The sequence below is a fragment of the Oceanobacillus iheyensis HTE831 genome (assembly GCF_000011245.1).
GTDB classification, from domain to species: domain Bacteria; phylum Bacillota; class Bacilli; order Bacillales; family Amphibacillaceae; genus Oceanobacillus; species Oceanobacillus iheyensis.
Map to the genome: position 1 here is coordinate 3,026,386 of NC_004193.1, position 17,439 is coordinate 3,043,824.

General features: G+C 36.1%; 13 protein-coding genes. 5 read left to right on the forward strand and 8 right to left on the reverse strand.

The window, feature by feature from the left end; all coding sequences use genetic code 11:
* Positions 1–22: 22 nt before the first annotated feature.
* The 4 genes from OB_RS14945 to galU form a co-directional block, all read right to left on the reverse strand.
* Positions 23–1,144: a glycosyltransferase gene (locus tag OB_RS14945; RefSeq protein ID WP_081427524.1), complete on the reverse strand. Its 1,122-nt coding sequence runs from the start codon at positions 1,142–1,144 to the stop codon at positions 23–25.
* Between the two features lie 546 nt (positions 1,145–1,690).
* The gene (locus OB_RS14950) at positions 1,691–2,122 is read right to left on the reverse strand and encodes a hypothetical protein (RefSeq protein WP_011067325.1); all 432 of its coding nucleotides are present in this window, start codon (positions 2,120–2,122) and stop codon (positions 1,691–1,693) included.
* A gap of 303 nt (positions 2,123–2,425) precedes the next feature.
* Positions 2,426–3,739, reverse strand: coding sequence for a UDP-glucose dehydrogenase family protein (locus OB_RS14955; RefSeq protein WP_041544327.1), 1,314 nt, complete (start codon positions 3,737–3,739; stop codon positions 2,426–2,428).
* A 17-nt stretch (positions 3,740–3,756) separates the two neighbouring features.
* Entirely contained in the window at positions 3,757–4,641 is an 885-nt protein-coding gene (gene galU, locus OB_RS14960) for a UTP--glucose-1-phosphate uridylyltransferase GalU (RefSeq protein WP_011067327.1), read from the reverse strand.
* A gap of 164 nt (positions 4,642–4,805) precedes the next feature.
* Here galU and OB_RS14965 point away from each other — a divergent pair, with 164 nt between their 5' ends.
* On the forward strand, positions 4,806–6,119 hold the full coding sequence (locus OB_RS14965) for a nucleotide sugar dehydrogenase (RefSeq protein ID WP_011067328.1): 1,314 nt from the start codon (positions 4,806–4,808) through the stop codon (positions 6,117–6,119).
* 172 nt (positions 6,120–6,291) lie between these two features.
* On the opposite strand, the gene OB_RS14970 is transcribed toward OB_RS14965, so the two are convergent.
* From OB_RS14970 to OB_RS14980, 3 genes are all read right to left on the reverse strand, one after another.
* Positions 6,292–10,065, reverse strand: coding sequence for a S8 family serine peptidase (locus OB_RS14970; RefSeq protein WP_011067329.1), 3,774 nt, complete (start codon positions 10,063–10,065; stop codon positions 6,292–6,294).
* Positions 10,066–10,288: 223 nt separating this feature from the next.
* Positions 10,289–11,743 (reverse strand): APC family permease, encoded by a 1,455-nt coding sequence (locus tag OB_RS14975; protein WP_011067330.1) that lies wholly within the window; start codon positions 11,741–11,743, stop codon positions 10,289–10,291.
* Positions 11,744–12,037: 294 nt separating this feature from the next.
* Positions 12,038–13,129 (reverse strand): glycosyltransferase family 4 protein, encoded by a 1,092-nt coding sequence (locus tag OB_RS14980; RefSeq protein WP_011067331.1) that lies wholly within the window; start codon positions 13,127–13,129, stop codon positions 12,038–12,040.
* Positions 13,130–13,334: 205 nt separating this feature from the next.
* Between OB_RS14980 and OB_RS14985 the strand changes: the two genes are divergently transcribed.
* The 4 genes from OB_RS14985 (at position 13,335) to zwf (ending at position 16,837) form a co-directional block, all read left to right on the forward strand.
* Entirely contained in the window at positions 13,335–13,766 is a 432-nt protein-coding gene (locus OB_RS14985; protein WP_011067332.1) for a hypothetical protein, read from the forward strand.
* Between the two features lie 228 nt (positions 13,767–13,994).
* On the forward strand, positions 13,995–14,741 hold the full coding sequence (locus tag OB_RS14990) for a threonine/serine exporter family protein (RefSeq protein ID WP_011067333.1): 747 nt from the start codon (positions 13,995–13,997) through the stop codon (positions 14,739–14,741).
* Between the two features lie 60 nt (positions 14,742–14,801).
* The gene (locus OB_RS14995) at positions 14,802–15,239 is read left to right on the forward strand and encodes a threonine/serine exporter family protein (protein WP_011067334.1); all 438 of its coding nucleotides are present in this window, start codon (positions 14,802–14,804) and stop codon (positions 15,237–15,239) included.
* 122 nt (positions 15,240–15,361) lie between these two features.
* Positions 15,362–16,837 (forward strand): glucose-6-phosphate dehydrogenase, encoded by a 1,476-nt coding sequence (zwf, locus tag OB_RS15000; RefSeq protein WP_011067335.1) that lies wholly within the window; start codon positions 15,362–15,364, stop codon positions 16,835–16,837.
* Positions 16,838–16,956: 119 nt separating this feature from the next.
* On the opposite strand, the gene OB_RS15005 is transcribed toward zwf, so the two are convergent.
* Positions 16,957–17,274, reverse strand: coding sequence for a hypothetical protein (locus OB_RS15005; RefSeq protein WP_011067336.1), 318 nt, complete (start codon positions 17,272–17,274; stop codon positions 16,957–16,959).
* Between the last annotated feature and the right edge of the window lie 165 nt (positions 17,275–17,439).

Here is a 17,439-nt window from a genome sequence, read left to right on the forward strand (position 1 = left end):
TACTTCTTTTCAACTCCTAATACTAATCATCTATAGTTTCATTAAACAATTGTTCATATTGCTTTACAATTTTACTAGCCTGAAATTCTTTTACTCTCATTAAACCTAATTCTGTAACTATTTTCTTCTGATGCTCGTCCCACTGAAGGACCTTCTCTAAATTAAACGTTAGCGCATCAATATCTCCTACATCGATTAGGAGTCCATATTTTCCGTTATCTAATACTTCTTCTGCACCTGGCTTCGCTCTCGTAGATACTACGGGAACTCCGGTAGCTAGTGCTTCCGTTAATACATGTCCAAAGCCTTCTCTCTTAGAAGTTAGTGCAAATACATCTGAATGATGGAAATAAACGTATGGGTTTTCTTGAAATCCGATGAAATATACTTTATCCTCTATTTTTAATTGCTTTACTAATGAAGTCAGCTTTTCTTCCAATTCGCCTTCACCAAGAATCACCAAGTTAGCTTTAACTTTTTCTTGGAGTTTTTGAAAAGCATTAATTAAAGTGATATGATCTTTATCATCTACAAACCGTCCAGCTGTAATAACAACTTTATTCTCCCCCAAAAAAATGCTTTGATGTTCTTTTGGCAGAAGATTAATGTGAGTCTGTTGCTCGATGCCTTTGATATCAACCGGGTTATAAATTACACATACTTTATTTGAACGTACCTTATATTGTTCAATAATGTTCTCCTTAACTCCATTCGATAGAGCAACTACTTTTTTGGCAAACAGATAAAACAATCCATATATTCTCAATTTAGCTTCCATTTTCTTACTTCCACCTAAAAATGCTGCTTCCCGGACAATATTCTTTGCTTTAGTGAAAGATAGCAGTCTTGCAAGAATAGCAACAATATTATAATTAGGGATTGTACTAAAGACGATATCTGCTTGTTCTTCTCTTATAATTTTTGATAAAGGTAAAATCGCCGATCTCAAACGTTTTGTTGATAGTTTGATAAACTTAATTTCTTCCTTCAAATACTTTTCATAATCACCATTGTAATTGCAAGTCACTAGAACCGGTTCGAACGCTTCTAAATCTATGTTATTTAATATATTAAGCATGGTTCTTGCAGCCCCGCCAGAGCCCATTTGATAAATAAAAAAAACAACTTTTTTTCTTTGCACCATACTTCATTCCTTTTAAAAAAATTGCGTTTACACTGAACGAATTATACCATAGGGGCTTTAATAAATAAATTGTCGATAACATTACAAATATGTCACACAAAAATGAAACCTCCTTGGGTAAAGAGGATCTCGCTTCTCTTTCACAGCATGCTAGTGCTGAAAGGGCTTGACCCAAAGGCTACTGTACAGAATCGGAAAGCTTCGGTCGGTTTACCCTTTTCACATTTATTCTCTTCAACTATATAGCCTTTACAAGAAGAAATTGCTGCCTTATAAATAAGTTAAAATAGTTATCCCAGATAAAGTGAATATAAATGGTAGAAATAGTTTTGGTGATTATTGAGAGGAGGGGATAGAGATTTATAGTGACTGAAAGAGGTTGTTAATTTACACACTAATATGCCTGCGAAAATAATGTGTTTTTGTTTCTGAGTCACAGACTGCTAGGGGCAGATTCTGTTATCTAAAGGTGCTATTGTATAAAAAGAAGTGATAACTATAATAAATTTCCCATAAAAAAAAAGAGAGGTTATCCTCTCTTTTTTATTACTCAATGCTTTCTAGTGCAGATTTATATTCATTATAAGTATCTTCCTCTAAATCTCCGTTAATCTGAACTAATACATTTTTATGTTTAATAGTCCATGAGAACAACATTGCACTTTCTTCACCCATTGAATCATAATGTTCCTTCATTTCATCTAAATCAGATTCATCACTATAAGTAAAAACTCTTCCACCAGAATCTTCGCCAAGTGCCGGAATTAAAAATCTAACTCCTTCATCAGCTTTCATTGGCGCAATTCCGTAATCCTCGTTTGTCATTTCGCTTGGACTTTCTGCTTCTAACCCTGCGTCATTGAATGCACTGATAACATCATCAGTAGTAATTTTATCCTCTCCACCAGCTTCTTCATTATTACAAGCAGCTAAAGTTAAAACAGACAAAATAATAGCAAAAAATAATACTTTTTTCATAATTTACCCCCTAAAACAATTTACCTATATATTACCATATATTCCATATTTTATGAATAATTTTTCGCAAATCAGCTAATTTTTCATTATTTTTAGAGATAAAGTTTACCTTATGAATGTTGATCTATAACTACATTCTGATAGAAGACATAGAAAGAGTTTTTGTATTATGTAGTAAGAGTATGTGCTATATACGAGAGGGCAATCACTGTAGAAGGCAGTGCTAAAACGAGCCTCCGTAATGCCTGTTGAACACACGGAGGCTCGATAGCCAACCAGTAAATAAAACAATTTTGTAGATTTTTATGATAAGTTATTAATTGTTTTTCTACCAATAGAATGATATTCAATTTTGTGTTTTTGAACTTCTTTCATATCAAAGCAGTTTCTTCCGTCCATAATAACAGGAGAAGTCATTAACTCAACATATTTATCAAGCGGGAAATCTTTGATTTGATCCCATTCCGTAACAATTAATGTTGCTTGTTTTCCTTTAATTGCTTCCTCTATACTATTAGTATAGTTCACCTGTTCAGGTAATATTTGCTTCGCTCGTTCCATAGCTACAGGGTCGTAAGCTGTCACTTTCACACCATCATCAACTAATTTACGGATTATAGAGATAGAAGCTGCTTCTCTCATGTCATCAGTATTTGGCTTAAACGACAATCCAAGTATTGCTACTTCTAATCCCTTTAAAGAGGTAAATCGACTTTTAACTTTATCAACAAGAATTTCTCGTTGCTTCTCGTTTACGCTAATTACCTTTTCAATAAGAGAAAGTGGCATGTTAACTGATTCAGCAATCTGAACCATTGCTTTTGTATCTTTCGGAAAGCAAGACCCACCAAATCCGATGCCCGCATTTAAAAATGAAGAGCCAATACGTTTATCCATACCAATTCCTTCAGTTACGGATTCTATATTCGCACCTAACTTTTCAGATAAGTTAGCTACTTCATTAATAAAACTGATTTTCATTGCTAAGAAGGAGTTAGCTGTATATTTAATCATTTCTGCACTTCGAATGTCAGTCACTACAATAGGAAGTTGAAAAGAATGATATAATTCTTCTAATTGTTTTTGGGCGTCTGGATGATTTGCTCCGACAACAATCCTATCTGCGTGAAATGTATCGTATACCGCCGTCCCCTGCCTTAAAAATTCTGGGTTGGAAGCCATTCTTATATTCACACCTGGGCTTACTAATGAATTTAATTTGTCACCAATTTGTTCACCAGTTCCTACAGGTACGGTACTTTTTATTACTACTGTAACATCACGATCTACATAAGAAGCCATGGTTTCACTTGCTTTGTATAAATAAGATAAATCCGCAGAACCGTCTTCTGATTCAGGGGTACCTACAGCAAGAAATACAATGTCTTTCTGATGTAGTCCTTCTTTATAGTCTGTTGTAAAAAACAGATTATCATTATTTATTCCATTTTTTAAGAGTTCCTCAATTCCTTCTTCGTATATGGGGCTTATTGCATTGTTAAGTTGCTGAACTCTTGATTCATCAATATCAATACAATGAACTCGGTGACCCTTTTCCGCTAAGCAGGCACCTGTAACTAACCCAACATAACCTGTACCAATTACTGCTACATCCATTTCAATCACTCCTAGTTCTACTCCATTGAATCTAATTTTTTCTTCAACAGATGCTTTACATCGTTATGCAAATCATTTCTATTCAAAGCAAAATCTATCGTCGCTTCTATAAAGCCTAACTTATTTCCAACATCATAACGCTTCCCTTGGAAGTTATATGCAATCATTTCCTCTACCTTTTTTAATTCAATTAGCGCATCCGTTAATTGAATTTCATTATCTTTACCTGGGGGAAGCTTTTCTAAGATCGGGAACACTTCAGGTGTTAAAACATACCTTCCCATAATAGCTAAATTAGATGGCGCTTTATCCCTATCTGGTTTTTCAATTAAATCTTCAATAAAATGGATTGATGAAGAATCATCCAAACCTTTACTCGGTTTTACAATTCCGTATTTTGACACATCTTCCCATGGAACATCATGTACTCCAATTACTGACTTTTGATGATTCTCTTCAAATACATTAATTAATTGTTTTAGGCATGGTTCATCTGAAACCACAATATCGTCACCTAATAAAACAGCAAAAGGTTCATTGCCAATGAATGTATGTGCACAATGAATTGCATGTCCCAATCCTTTGGGCTCTTTTTGTCGAATGTAATGAATGTTTGCCAATCCAGAAATCTGTTGAATTTCTTGCAACATATCGTAGTCTTCTTTTTCAGTTAGCTTTTCTTCTAATTCATAAGATTTATCAAAATGATCTTCTATCGCTCTTTTTCCTCTACCAGAAATAATTATTATATCTTCAATTCCTGAGTGAACGGCTTCTTCTACTATATATTGAATCGTTGGTTTATCTACTATCGGCAACATTTCCTTCGGTTGTGCTTTTGTAGCAGGTAAGAATCTAGTTCCTAATCCAGCTGCCGGTATTATAGCTTTTTTTACACTCATTTTCAGGCACTCCTCATTTGTTTACCATTTCGTAATTATAAACTTAATTGTTGAACTCATTCTTTATCGAGTTCATATATAACTATACAAGAATACTATATAATTGTATAATATTGAGCAAAGATATTTCACTTTAATCACTACAAAAAGGTAGGCATATGATAATGAGTTTATTCGAGAAAATTCAAAATAAAACAGAGAAAATTGCGGTAATTGGTTTAGGATATGTAGGGTTACCACTTGCTGTAGAACTCGCAAAAAAATACGATGTTATTGGTCTTGATTTAAACAAAGAAAAGCTAGCACAATATTCAAATGGTATTGACGTGACCGCTGAAGTGGGTAACGAGGCTTTGAAGCAAACGACACTAGAATTTACGAGTGACGAGACTCGATTAAAAGAATGTAAATTTCACATTGTAGCTGTACCTACACCTATAAATACAGACAAAACTCCAAATCTCAAGCCAGTGATTGGAGCTAGTGAATCGGTAGGCAGAAATATATCAAAAGGATCTATTGTTGTGTATGAATCAACTGTATATCCAGGTACAACGGAAGAAATATGTATTCCTATATTAGAAGAAAAATCCGGACTGAAATTTGGACAAGACTTTAAAGTAGGTTATTCACCTGAGAGAATCAATCCTGGTGACAAAGTAAATACATTAGTTAGTATAACTAAGGTTGTCTCTGGTTCTGACGAAGATGCACTGAAAGAGATATCTTCCTTATATGGATCGATCATTGAAGCCGGTGTGTTTGAAGCCGAATCAATTAAAGTAGCTGAAGCTGCAAAAGTAATAGAAAACTCTCAACGTGATATTAATATCGCCTTTATGAATGAATTATCCATGGTCTTTAATAAAATGGATATAGATACAAAGGCAGTATTAGAAGCAGCGGGTACGAAGTGGAATTTCCTGAATTTCACACCTGGATTAGTTGGTGGCCATTGTATAGGTGTCGATCCTTACTACTTCACATATAAAGCGGAACAATTAGGATATCATTCCCAAATCATTCTATCCGGCAGAAAAATTAATGATGATATGGGTAAATATATCGCAGGCAACATTATCAAAAAAATGATTAAATCTAAAATCGAAATTGATGGTGCAAGAGTAGCTATTTTAGGTCTAACATTTAAAGAAAATGTTGGAGATGTAAGAAATACGAAAGTGAATGACATTGTAACCGAATTAGAGGAATACGGTGTAAATGTCATTGTTCATGACCCAGTTGCAGAAGGTCAAGAAGTTAAAAAAGTGTTTGGAATAGAACTAGCTGAAGAAGATGATTTACAGGACCTTGATGCTGTTGTTTTAGCTGTACCGCATCAACACTATAAGGAATTAAATGTAAATAAAATCAATACGATGTATAGACAAGACAATAAAAAAGTATTTATTGATATTAAAGGGTCACTTGATAAGAATGATTTTTATCAAGCTGGCTATAGTTATTGGAGTCTGTAATAGTAAGCTCGTATAGAAACGTAGTAATCTTCGCCTATCTTTTTGAAGAAATTCGAGAATGGGCGGGCTTCATTATATAGTCCTCAATCAAACGTTTGATTGAGGACTTTTTTTCCTAACAAAAAAACAGGAGCACCCACGATAATCGTGAGGTGCTCCTGTTTTAGTTTACCTATCCGAATAAGCTCCAGATAATACTAATGATATTTTTAATACCACCAAATATTTTTTCTAACCAGCTATATTTATCTCCATGATCATCATCGTCATTATCGTCGCCACCATCGCCTTTTCCTGGTTTCTTCTCGATAACGATTTCTTCCACAGTTTCGTTTCCTGCAAGATCTACAACTTTGAATTCAAAAACATTTTCTCCTTCTTCTAAATCGAGATCCACTTCAATTTTTTCCTTAAATTTCTTTTTGCCGTATGGTTCAGAGAGTTCGTTCATATACACATGATTTCCGTTGACGAATAGATCGATTTGATCAAAGTTATCTTTCACATGTGCTTTAACTGTAACCGTATCTTTTTTCGTTTTTTCAGGAGCTTTGACGCTAATTGTTGCAGCTTCAGAATCTACGAAGTAACGGCGCGCAATTTCTGTGTCATTACCGGCATTATCAACTGCGGTAATTTTACTTGTAAAGTATCCATCTTTTGCTTTTGTAATTACTTTAGAGAAATAATAACGATCTTCTTCCTCGTTATACTCTAATTCAACTTCTTCACCGTCAATAGTTACTTGAGCAACACCAGATTCATCTGTTACGTAACCCGTGAATTCAACATCACGAGAACCTTCCACACCTAAAAATTCTGGTGTTTGAAGACGAAGGTCAGGCACCGTTGTATCTGGTACAATTTCCTCTGGCTCAACTTCTGCTGAATTACCAGCATAGTCAGTCGCAACAATTGTTACCGTTTGTTCTTCACCTAGCTCTTCACTTAGTGTATGCTCTGTCTCTCCATTTACATATGGAGCTTCTAATACGGACTCACCGTCTACTAGAACATCCCATGAAGCTACTCCGCTTAATTCATCCGTTACATCCACCGTAATAACATGATCTTCTGGGTGAATCGTAGCCGCTAATTCGGGCTCTGTTAAGTCTAGAATAACTGGTAAATCTAATGTCTGACGTTCTGCATCTTCGTAGTCAATTGCTGCATCAACAGATAGATAGTATTGTCCTTCTTCTGCTAATTTTCCATTTACTTTACCGTCCCATGCTCTTGCAGATGATAGAGAATAATACGGTGCTCTTCCACCATCGTAGTAATTTTTACGAAGTTCTCGCTCCATTCTAATAGTACGAACGACTTTTCCACCTTCATCACGTACTGTAAACTTGGCGTCTTTTGCATTTCTTAAGAATGATAGTACCATTAATGCATTGTCTTGCGTGCCATCACCATCTGGAGAAAAGGCAATTTTCTCTGGATCAATTTCTCCAGTTGCTAGGTCTTCACCGAGGAATCCATAACTTCCTCCACCAAGATCTGTTAAAACCCCGGTCATTTCATAGAAAGTATCATCTTCCCATAATGGCGAATCAAAGATTGGAGCTTGGTCCCATTCACCTTTAAATCCTACATATGGTACCGATAACTCTGGATTTGTATCCGTTGGGTCTGTCAATGTTACAAATCCTTCTAACCAATATCCATTTGTATAAATCTCATTTAAATCTGCATCCACGGAACTTAAGTCGATTGTTACTGTAAATGTTTCTTCTCCGTTCGCAGGAATTTCAATTGTATTCGTTGCTTCTCCATTAATGGTAGCCAGTTCCCCTAGATCTGTGGCAGGGAAAAGATTAGGTGCATTGACTAATACCCCTCCACCATCAGCTGGTGTATCCGTTTGAACATTTGCTTCTACGTCATAGCTCACTGCTGTGTCTGTAACGTTTTCTGCAGTTAATTCAAAACTGATTTCATTTTCGTTAATTTCTTTAAGTGCTACTTTTGCTTCATCTGTTTCTGATTCCGTTACAACTACTGGAGTAGAAAGTGCTGCGTGAAGCTGCATCATTCCAGCACCTTGACGGCGTGGAGATACATATTCTCCTTCAAATTCAACTTTTTCAGATGTGTTCATCATAAAGTTTTTCGCTAAGTGAACACGATTTGCATTTTCATAGCCAAACTCTTCGTCCACACGTTGTAATACTAATGCTCCCCCACCTGCAACATGAGGTGCAGCCATGGAAGTTCCACTCATTAATCCGTACTCATTATCATTTAATGTGGATAGAATTTGTCCACCTGGTGCCGTAATTTCTGGTTTGAAATCAAGGTTAGGTGTTAGTCCCCAAGACGTAAATGCACTCATTTGTCCTGCACTTGGATTTTCCATTTGTGTAGTTTCACCATTAAATGTAATCGATACTGCTTGTCCATCTTGTAACGCTTGTGCTAATTGATCTCCATTCGATTTCAACATGAATAGTTGAGGAATGGTGATTGCTGGATCTGTTGCCATATTTACAATTCCGTCAGTGTTATTGTAAATAATCGCACCTACTGCACCTGCTTGTTGGGCATTTAATGCTTTTTCAGTAAATGGATTTCCTCCACGCTGAATTAGCGCATATTTACCTTCTACATCAATACCTTCAAAGTCCTCTGGGAGACCAAGTCCGGCATCTACTAAGTCAAATGTCTTCTCATCCACATCATTTGGATGGACATTGCCGGCTGACAAGAAACCAGACATACCAGGTTCGCCATCAATCTCGTAATCTAATCCATCTACCTCCATATAGGTATTTTCAAAGGATGCTACTTGAAGAGATTCATAGGATACACCAGGCGATCCGGTAACTCCATAGTCTGGATTAGAGGTATACGGATGGAAATATCCATCTGCAAATAATGCAGAGTTCCCAGCAGAAATGGACATTAATATCCCATTATCCACAGCTCGTGCAACTGCAATTTGTTCTGGTGACTCTGCATTTACAAATCCTGCTGGTGATCCAAGACTCATATTTAATGCATCTGCACCTAATTTAATCGCATCATCAATCGCTTTAATGTAAATATCTCCATAAGTCGATTGCATTTCTGGATCGTTTCCAAATACTTTTAATGCAAGCAATTGCGCTTCTGGAGCAATCCCTTTAATTCCTCCATTTTCTTCATCACCATTTGCGCCAACAGTTCCAGCTACGTGCATTCCATGATAATTTGCACCTGCATGGATTTCACGTATTTCATCGTTTTCATCCATATAGTTATAACCGTAAGGAACTTTCTCCGAATAGAATTGCCCTGGTAAATCTTCTTCATTAATTTGTTGATTTACAAATTCTTCGGATAGCGCAGCTTCGTTACCTTCACTTAAAATCATATCTTGGTGAGTTGGGTCGATTCCTGTATCGATAACACCGACAACAAAACCTTCCCCTTTATAACCGTAATCGCGCCAAGCCTGCTGCGCTTCTACTAAGTCTTTACTATATTTCATATCTGGTTTTACTTCTGGACGTTCATACTCATTGACGATGTGTACTGTTTTTACACCTTTAAGTTGTTCAATTTCCTCAATGTCCTTTTGTTTTACTTCCACACTAAAGCCATTCACTACAGTTGTAAATTCTTGTAAAACTCTAGCATCTAGTTTTTTCGCTTTCATTTCTTTTTTAACTTCTTGTTGTTGTGCCTTCGCTTTCTTTTCTAGTTGCTGCTTCTCTGTTTCTTTGAGTGTCTTGTACGTTATTCCGCGTTTTGTCGCGATTTCGATAGGTGCTTCTTCCTCCATCTCCACAACCACTCGTACTTCTTGCTCTGGATCTTCCGTGCCTGTCAGTTCATCCGAAAGATTTCCTTTCGTTAAATTTTGTCCTGACAACGATTGTATTGCCGCTGCACTTGACAGAGCAAAATTGGAAAAAATAAGTAGAAATGCTAAAAATAATATTCCGACCTTTTTCCGCATACTTCTCCCCCTCTACCAAAATTGTAGTATACCTGATACATTCGTCTCTATTTTTAGAAATTTAAGAGACTTAATATTCAGATATATTAATCATATAGCAATTATTTCATAGGTAACAGGGGACAAAGTCATAGTTCTATTCTATCGGAAAATTCAGATGGAAGATTCGATTAAAGGTAAAAAAAGACTAGCTATTTATAACAATAGCTAGTCTACTTCTTCATTAATCCTTTTTCACTTTAATTTCTTTAGATCCTAAAATAAGATAGTTCATTTCTTCTTTGTCGAGATTTTTATAATCTTTATATTTCATGATGTAGAAAATGATTCCTAGTACAATCCATACAACTAATGCAATGCGTGATTCCAGGCCAAGAAATGCAGGTGACCCTGGAATGAGCAATAAACCGAGGAAGGAGATACTAGCAACCATTCCTAGTAAAGCAAATATCTTCTTGCCTGGGGCTACAACATGCTTATTCGTATTAAATCCATGGTTGTCATTCCATTTAAATAATGAAAAAGCTGTATAACAAGTGTAGAAATATGCGATTGTTACACCCACTGATGACATATCCACGACCCAAGTTAATGCTTGTCTCCCAAACCATGGAGCCACCATTGCGACAATAACTGTAAAGATAATGCTGATATATGGTGTTTCATTTTTACCAAGTTTTGAGAAAGATCTTGGGATGAATTTTGCACGAGACATTGCGAATAGTAAACGACTTGTAGAAATAATAAAACCATTCAGTCCTGTGAAAATCCCCATTAACAATGCTATAGCTAATATAGCTACTCCTACCGTGCCTAGTATGTCTTGTAATGCTTCAGCAGTTCCCCAGTTATGGCCAGCTGCAACTAATCCTTCCCAAGGTTGGGCCATTGCCGTTGCAAATATCATGAGGCAATAAAGTATGGTCGCAAACAAGATTGCTAAAATAATTAACCGGAATGCTTTTTTCGAGGAAAAATTAAATTCTTCAGCGGCTTGTGGAATATTGTCAAAACCAACAAAAGCCCACGGTGCAATTGCTACTATCGATAAAATTGCCGCTATAGCAGTTTTGTCTGATGGAAATAGTGGTGCTACATTACTAATATCAGCGGATGGATTGATTCCTACTAGTGTTGTTAGTAGTAATACTCCGCCAACCATAATAATACAAAAAATAAATTGCGCACTTCCTGTAAATCCTCCACCTCGTATATTTAAATATCCAAAAATGATAAGTGCGATCGATGCAATGATAATTTCCATACCATATACATCCCAATCAGCAATTTGGTACATATAGAAATTCTCTAATACAGATGGAAAGACGAATTTAAACATTAGTGCGAGAGCAGAAGCATTTAATGCAACAATACAAATGTAACCTAACGTAAGAAACCAACCGCTAATAAAGGCATGAGTCCTTCCTAAGCTAATAAATGCGTATGCAAATTCACCGCCTGATACCGGAAAGCTTTTAATAAGGAACCCGTAGCTAACTGCAATCAGCATCATTAGAAGTCCACCAATACCAAATCCAATCATTGCTCCCAAAGGTCCAGCTGTCCCCATCCATGCTGCAGGCTGTACAAAAGCCCCCCAACCAATCGAGGATCCTAACGCAATTGCCCAAACCCAATGTGGCTTTAGCGTCTTCTTTAAGGTGGTACGTTTTTCCATATAATGAATACTCCTTCTATTTTGTATTTGTAACTTAAGCTCTAATTAATTTTCCTACATATGAACAAAGTTACAAAAAAGTACAAAAAACACTCTACCATATACAAAGAAAGTTTACCATTATTTAAATTTTCCTACTAATAAAAAGAGTGTAGGAAAAGGCTACTTATACTAATTGAATGAGTGACCGAATTTCTATTCTACTATCTATTTTGGGCACTCATCCCTGTTATCAGTGACCGAATTCCCACCCTTCTCTTTATTTTCGGCACTCATCCAAAAGGATAAAGATCATTATTGTGAACGTCTTCTAAATAATCTCATCACTTTTTGCTTCAACTTCCTTAATGCTGTAACTACTGGACGTTTCCCTCCAAGCACTAAGCCAGCTAATTCGGCAAATATATGAAGTAAGCCTAGTAGTATGACTGTACAAACTAGTGACAAGATTTCACTTGCTTCTGAAAACAAAATGCCAATAAAGCCAAATAGTGTACTAAATATGTAGATAATAATAACCGTTTTTCGATGACTATATCCTGCATCAATTAATTGGTAATGAATATGCCTGCGGTCAGCAGCCATAATACTTTCTTTATTATATAACCTGCGAATAATCGCAACTACTGTATCAAAAATGGGGACTGCCAAAATAACAATTGGAATGATAAAACTAAAAAATGTAATATTTTTAAATAACCCTAATACGGATATCACAGCCATAATATACCCAAGTAAATTTGATCCTGTGTCCCCCATATATATTTTTGCTGGGTAAAAATTATGGTAGAGGAAGCCGATATTTGCTCCAATAAATGTCACACAGAGATAAGCAACCATCACTTGCATATCGACTAGCGCCATTGCGAATATACTAGTCATCGCGATCGTAGTGACGCCTGTGGCGAGTCCATCTAGACCATCAATAAGATTAATCGCATTTGTAATTCCTATAATCCAAAAGAATGTTAGAACTGGTCCTAAATATCCTAACTCAATCATACCAATAAATGGAATGGTTACTCGTTCAATAATTAATCCTGCATAAATGAGCAGACCTGCGGCAACAATTTGACCAGTTAATTTCATGTAAGGTTTTAGTGTGTACTTATCATCTAATGCCCCTGTTATTAGGATGATTAAGGAACCAATCAGGATTTCATCCATATAAATATGATACGGTTGGAGATAAATCATCCCTACAAAAGCACCAATAAATATAGCTAATCCTCCCAGACGCGGGGTTAATTCTTTATGTATCTTACGACTATTTGGCGCATCCATCACACCGATTTTAATCGCAAACCTACGAACAGGGTATGTGACGAGTAAGGTTGCTACCAATGAGATTGTAAAAGCAATAAATAAATCTACATAGTTAAACATAATATTCTCCTATTTAATCTTGATGTTAATTCTTAAGTTGAGTTTTTCTACATTTTTCCTATATTTTGTCTATAATTGTCTTAAATTATATCGAACATACAATAGGTTTAGCAAACTTTTCTCCTAGTAAATCATGCAACATTTGACGTAATATGCTAAGATTAAACGGAATTTTGAATTATTTGAATGGAAAGGAGGATTAACGATGATACCTTATTTATTTGTGGTAGCGGCTGCTATCGCTGCATTAGGAATTATCCGTGCATACAAAAAAGCCCATAATTCCATCTTAGAAGGCCGAGGTGATGCTGCAAAAATACAAAGCAAATTCTTTTTACATGTGGCAATTATCGAAGCTCTACCAATTATTCTTCTTGTTATTGGATTAGTGCTTGCAGAAGAACAGACTTTTTCCATGGAAGATATTTATATTCCGTTAGCAATCGTTATTGGTCTTTTTATTTTTAATGCTATTATTGTCTTTTCACAAATTTCTCAAGTGAAACATTTACGAAACTCCAAACAAATCGAGGAGCATACCTTACATGCAGCTAGAGGTATATCCTTCATTGCTATCGCTCTTTCCAATGCCGTTCCGATCATTAGCTTGGTATTTATGATCATGATTACTAGTTAAAGCATATAGAGGAGTACATATAAATTTCAGTGGGAGTGTCTAACACCCCGCTGGAATTCACTTCCTAGCATTCCTACCATCCCCCTCCTACATTCAAACAAATTCCACTTCATTCAGCATAACCGGTATTGCTTTTCATATAATCAAAGCTTGCATATAATAGATATGATTAGAGTGCTTTAGCAAATATCATATTTAATTTTTTGACATCGAAGTGAGTGATGATGAATGAAAGAGGAATTAATTACCGTAGAAAAAATATGCCTAATCGCTGGAAAAATAATGCTAATTAGTGGTGCTGAGACGCATCGTGTGGAAGATACGATGAATCGAATTGCTCGAGCATATGGTATTACCAATCCACAAAGTTATGCAACTCCAACAGGAATTAATTTTTCGATTGACTTAGCAACGACAACTAATTTTTTACGTATTACCAGTCGATCAACCGATCTACATAAAATTGCAGAAGTAAATCATGTTTCCAGACAAATTGTAGATGGAGCTATATCAAAACAACAGGCATACTATGAACTTCAACATATAGAGAAGAGTAAGTTAACGTTCTCTCCAACTGTTCAAATAATTGCTGCCATGCTTGTAAGCGGTGGTTTCACTATGATGTTCGGGGGATCCTGGCAGGATTTCATACCAGCACTTTTAGCTGGCGGAATAGGGTATGCAGGAATGTTAGCCTTCGGAAAACTCGTAGAAATTCGATTTCTTGCTGACTTTTTTGGTGGGTTCGTCATTGGCGTATCGTCTTTCTTGTTTTTATGGCTTGGGCTAGGTGAAACAATTGATAGTGTGATTATCGGTGCAGTTATGCCACTCGTTCCTGGCTTACATATCACAAATGCAATACGTGATTTAATGGCAGGACACCTCGTCTCCGGTATATCCAAGGGGATAGAAGCACTTTTAACATCATTCGCGATTGGTGCGGGTGTAGCTATCATGTATGCATTTTTCTAAAGGCACACCTAATTTATATCATTCATGAATAAAAGACGTAATTGGAAAGGAGAATAAAAGTTGATAACGCAAATCGTCATGAGTTTTATTGCAGCTGCAGGATTCGGAATTCTATTTAATGCTCCTCGCAACGCGTTGATCCAATGTGGAACAGTCGGGATGCTTGGTTGGATTCTATACTATTCCTTAGTTCAACAAGGAATGGATGTTGTTCCAGCAACAACATTCGCAGCAATGCTCGTTGCCATCTTAAGTCATTTATGCGCCCGCTTCTTTCAAAAACCAATTATCGTTTTTACCGTTTCTGGCATCATTCCACTTGTACCTGGAGGAATTGCTTATAACGCGATGCGTCATTTTGTAGAAAATGATTATAATACTGCCATACAATTATCTACGCAAGTCATGTTATTAGCCGGTGGAATTGCTATTGGATTAATGTTTTCTGAAGTGTTGAATCAAATCTTGAAAAAAATCGTAAAGCTTCAGCGCACTTAATTACGGTGAAAGAAGTTAATATATTATAGTTCATATGTTTGGTACGTGTTTATCTTTTGGATTATAATGTGAAATGTCTTACAATGAAATTATATTTTGAAAAAGAATTGAGGAAATTAACGATGGAACAAACTATACAGCCAAGAGCCGTTATTGTAATCTTCGGAGCAACTGGAGATTTAGCAAAGCGTAAATTATTCCCTTCCATTTATCGTTTGTACCGAAGCGGAAAATTAGATGAGCATTTTGCAGTAATTGGTTTAGCACGTCGTCCTTGGACAGATGAAGTACTTAGAGAAAATGTGGAAAATTCCATACAAGATGCTCTTTCTCCGGATGAGGATTTATCCGAATTTATTTCCCATTTCTATTATAAATCTTTTGATGTGACGGAAAAAGAATCGTATCAAGGACTTAATGAAATCATTCAAAACCTTGAAGGTCAATACCAAACAGAAGGAAATAGACTATTTTATCTGGCAATGGCTCCAGATTTCTTTGGTGCTATTGCAAATCAACTCAATGATTATGGATTAAAGAACACGAGTGGTTGGACTAGACTTGTGATCGAAAAACCATTTGGACATGATTTACCTTCTGCTAAAAAGTTAAACCATGAATTACAAGCCGCATTTCGTGAAGATCAAATTTATCGTATCGACCACTATCTAGGTAAAGAGATGGTGCAAAATATTGAAGTAATCCGTTTTGCCAACGGTATTTTTGAACATTTGTGGAATAATCGCTTTATCTCAAACATCCAAATTACGAGTAGCGAAACGCTTGGAGTAGAGGAACGAGCACGTTATTATGACACTTCTGGTGCTACGCGGGATATGGTTCAAAATCATATGTTACAAATGGTTGCTCTACTGGCGATGGAACCTCCGATTAGTTTAACAACAGAGGAAGTACGCTCTGAAAAAATTAAAGTATTGCGTGCCTTAAGAATGATGGAGACAAATGAAATAGATGATTATTTCATTCGCGGTCAATACGGTGCTGGTACAGTTAAAGGTAATTCTGTTATTGGTTATCAAGACGAAGATGAACAACTAGAAAATTCTCGTACTGAAACATTTGTAGCTGGAAAACTTCTCATTGACAATTACCGATGGGCAGGCGTTCCTTTCTATATTCGTACAGGAAAGCGCATGACAGAAAAATCCACAAAAATTGTAATTGAGTTCAAAGACATTCCAATGAATCTTTATTACCAAAAAGATGATCAAAGGAATCCAAATTTATTGGTTATTAATATTCAACCAAATGAAGGAATTACGCTTTGCTTGAATGCACGTAAATCAGGTGAAGGTGCACTAGCAGAGCCAATTCAATTAGCATACCACCAAAATGCTGTATCTGGAATCAATACACCAGAAGCATATGAAAAACTAATTTACGATAGTATGCTTGGTGATGCGACTAACTTTACCCATTGGGATGAAGTTGCTTTATCTTGGCAATTTGTCGATAAGATTTTGGAAAACTGGTCAGAAAATCAACCAGCATTCCCTAATTATCGTTCTGGATCGATGGGACCAGAAGCATCTGATGAACTGTTGAAAAAAGATGGTTTCCATTGGTGGCCAATCTAAACGTCCTATATGAAGTAAGATTCCTAAAATCGAACTGTTTTACGAACCATTTTAAAAAGGTATTGTTATTTATAGCATGTGAGGGTTCCCTACTGTCTATAAAAACAATACCTTTTTTATTATTGATATATTATGTTTTCATCATCTTTTTTATTGGATTGCATACCTGAGATGATCAACGCTAAAGCTGATATCCAGTGCATGATCATACCAACTATTGGTATCCAGGCAATAACACTCGTAATAATACCAATTACACTTCCTGCGATCCACCGTCCATCACGTTTGGCTAATATAAGCGTTAATATATGAAGTAACAGCATGACGAATAAAGGAGTGTACGCATTAGAAAAAATATAAATGCCACCTATAAAAGGAATACCTAATAAAGCTTCTGCTCCCCCTGTTACCCACTGCATAATTCTAGATAATGACATATCTGGTCCCCCCTTTTGCGTTATATTTTCTTTTAAATGTATCATACCCGGTTTATTTAAAAATCATGTCTAATCTTGGTGAATAATAATTTACCGTAAAGTCGTTATTAGTTAGTATGGGGTGCTCTCCCATGACCTTACATCTTTCCTCGGGTTTCAGTCATA